At 51.6% G+C, this 2,414-nt stretch carries 4 protein-coding genes; all 4 read left to right on the top strand.

Annotated elements, in window-relative coordinates; translation table 11 throughout:
* The first annotated feature begins 19 nt into the window (after positions 1 to 19).
* The 4 genes from repA (at position 20) to E0D98_RS23330 (ending at position 2,387) form a co-directional block, all read left to right on the top strand.
* On the top strand, positions 20 to 892 hold the full coding sequence (repA, locus tag E0D98_RS23350; protein ID WP_001536607.1) for an incFII family plasmid replication initiator RepA: 873 nt from the start codon (positions 20 to 22) through the stop codon (positions 890 to 892).
* Between the two features lie 695 nt (positions 893 to 1,587).
* A complete protein-coding gene (locus tag E0D98_RS28575; RefSeq protein WP_071997269.1) occupies positions 1,588 to 1,779 on the top strand; it encodes a hypothetical protein in 192 nt (63 codons plus the stop codon).
* Positions 1,780 to 1,851: 72 nt separating this feature from the next.
* The gene (locus tag E0D98_RS23335; RefSeq protein WP_001132900.1) at positions 1,852 to 2,103 is read left to right on the top strand and encodes a type II toxin-antitoxin system Phd/YefM family antitoxin; all 252 of its coding nucleotides are present in this window, start codon (positions 1,852 to 1,854) and stop codon (positions 2,101 to 2,103) included.
* On the top strand, positions 2,100 to 2,387 hold the full coding sequence (locus E0D98_RS23330) for a type II toxin-antitoxin system RelE/ParE family toxin (RefSeq protein ID WP_000222760.1): 288 nt from the start codon (positions 2,100 to 2,102) through the stop codon (positions 2,385 to 2,387). Before E0D98_RS23335 ends, E0D98_RS23330 begins: the two co-directional genes overlap by 4 nt.
* Positions 2,388 to 2,414 lie beyond the last annotated feature (27 nt).

The raw sequence follows: 2,414 nt of genomic DNA, 5'->3' as shown, positions 1-2,414 counted from the left end.
CCGCCATAAGCGACAGCTTGTGGCGGCCCTGAACCAGACCTCATTTACTGAAAGCACATACCGTCAGGTAAAGAACCCGAATCCGGTGTTCACACCCCGTGAAGATGCCGGAACGCTGAAGTTCTGCGAAAAACTGATGGAAAAGGCAGTGGGCTTCACCTCCCGTTTTGATTTTGCCGCGCATGTGGCGTATGCCCGTTCGCGCGGCCTGCGCCGGCGTATGCCGCCGGTGCTGCGCCGCCGGGCGATTGATGCGCTGCTGCAGGGGCTGTGTTTCCACTATGATCCGCTGGCCAACCGCGTGCAGTGCTCCATCACCACGCTGGCCATTGAGTGCGGACTGGCGACGGAGTCTGAGGCCGGGAAACTCTCCATCACCCGTGCCACCCGTGCCCTGAAGTTCCTGTCTGAGCTGGGGCTGATAACCTACCAGACGGAATACGACCCGACAATTGGCTGTAACATCCCGACCGACATCACGTTCACGCCGGCACTGTTTGACTCACTTGATATATCAGAAGAGGCGGTGGCTTCCGCACGCCGCAGCCGCGTGGAATGGGAAAACAAGCTGCGCAAAAAGCAGGGGCTGGATGCGCTGGGTATGGATGAACTGATAGCGAGAGCCTGGCGTTTTGTGCGCGAGCGTTTCCGTAGTTATCAGGCAGAGCTTAAGTCCCACGGCATGAAACGTGCCCGTGCGCGCCGCGATGCAGGCAGGACCCGTCAGGACATTGTCACCCTGGTGAAACGGCAGCTGACACGTGAAATCGCGGAAGGGCGTTTCCGCGGAAGCCTGGAGGCCGTGAAGCGCGAAATCGACCGTCGCGTGAAGGAACGCATGATAATGTCGCGGAACAACAACTACACACGGCTGGCCACTGCCTCACCCTGAGTTTGACCTCATCTGAATAATCCGGCCTGCGCCGGAGGCTTCCGCACGTCTGAAGCCCGGTGACGCACAAAAAAGCAGCGCTGAACACAAAAAACAGCCTGATCATCTACCTTCCGGCTCGCCATGTTCCCCTTGTTTTTCACGCAAAACACGCCTCACGGACAGGGAATTCTGCTTATCAACATTTAACTGCAAGGGACTTCTCCATAAGGTTACAACCGTTCATGCTATAAAGCGCCAGCCGTAGGCGTTACAGGGTGCAATGTTTCTTTTAAACCCCAGTACTGTATTTCCTTTAAACTACTTAATTACTTCCATTTAAAAAGAAAACCTATTCAGTGCCTGTCCTGTGGACAGACAAATATGCACCTCCCACGCTGACGCGCGGGCCCCCATAACCTCACCGTTCTGAAACCACAACAAAAAGACATCAGGAATAAAAACACCACACAAACGCAGCACCGTGCCCATCCCTCATAACTGAAAAGCGCCGCCGCCCCCGCCCGAAGGGCGGGAACAACATCGCTTTAATTATGAATGTTGTAACTAAGCATCTTCATTGCTGTCAGTCTTCTGGCTAGATGTTCTCAGTACACGCTCGTAAGCGGCCCTGACGGCCCGCTAACGCGGAGATACGCCCCGACTTCGGGTAAACCCTCGTCGGGACCACTCCGACCGCGCACATAAGCTCTGTCGTGGCTGAAAGCGGGTATGGTCTAGCAGGGCTGGGGATGGGTAAGGTGAAATCTATCAATCAGTACCGGCTGACGCCGGGCTTCGGCGGTTTTACTCTTGTGCCATATGTAGCTACATCATGCCGCCTTCCATGCCGCTTACGCGGCATCAGAACAATAAAACCAGCATTAAATGTATTTGCAAAAGTATGAGTAATACAGACTTGTTAACCGGTCCTTTCAGATGTATCTTTAAGACTTGTTAAACAGTCTCAAAGGTACGTTATGCCTAACATTATTCTGTCTGACACCAGTGCAAGTGTCAGTGAACTGAAAAAAAATCCTATGGCTACAGTCAGTGCCGGAGATGGTTATCCTGTCGCCATTCTTAACCGGAATCAGCCGGCATTCTACTGTGTGCCTGCGGAACTCTATGAAAGGATGCTTGATGCGCTGGATGACCAGGAACTGGTGAAACTGGTTACTGAACGCAGCAATCAGCCACTGCATGATGTGGACCTGGACAGTTATTTATGACTTATACAGTAAAATTCAGGGATGATGCGCTCAAAGAATGGCTGAAACTGGATAAATCCATTCAACAGCAGTTTGCGAAAAAACTAAAGAAATGCAGCGAAAATCCTCATATTCCTTCCGCAAAATTGCGTGGATTAAAAGACTGCTACAAAATCAAACTTCGCGCATCGGGGTTTCGTCTGGTCTATCAGGTTATTGATGACATGCTAATTATTGCGGTTGTCGCGGTAGGTAAACGTGAACGTAGTAACGTTTATAATCTCGCCAGTGAGAGAATGAGATAGTTATCTTTAAAGCTGACTGATATTACT

Source organism: Escherichia sp. KCJ4928 (genome assembly GCF_004352695.1).
In the GTDB taxonomy this organism is placed as follows: domain Bacteria; phylum Pseudomonadota; class Gammaproteobacteria; order Enterobacterales; family Enterobacteriaceae; genus ECMA0423.
The sequence above is the reverse complement of the archived record's forward strand: the minus strand, read 5'-3'. Positions and strand labels throughout refer to the sequence as shown.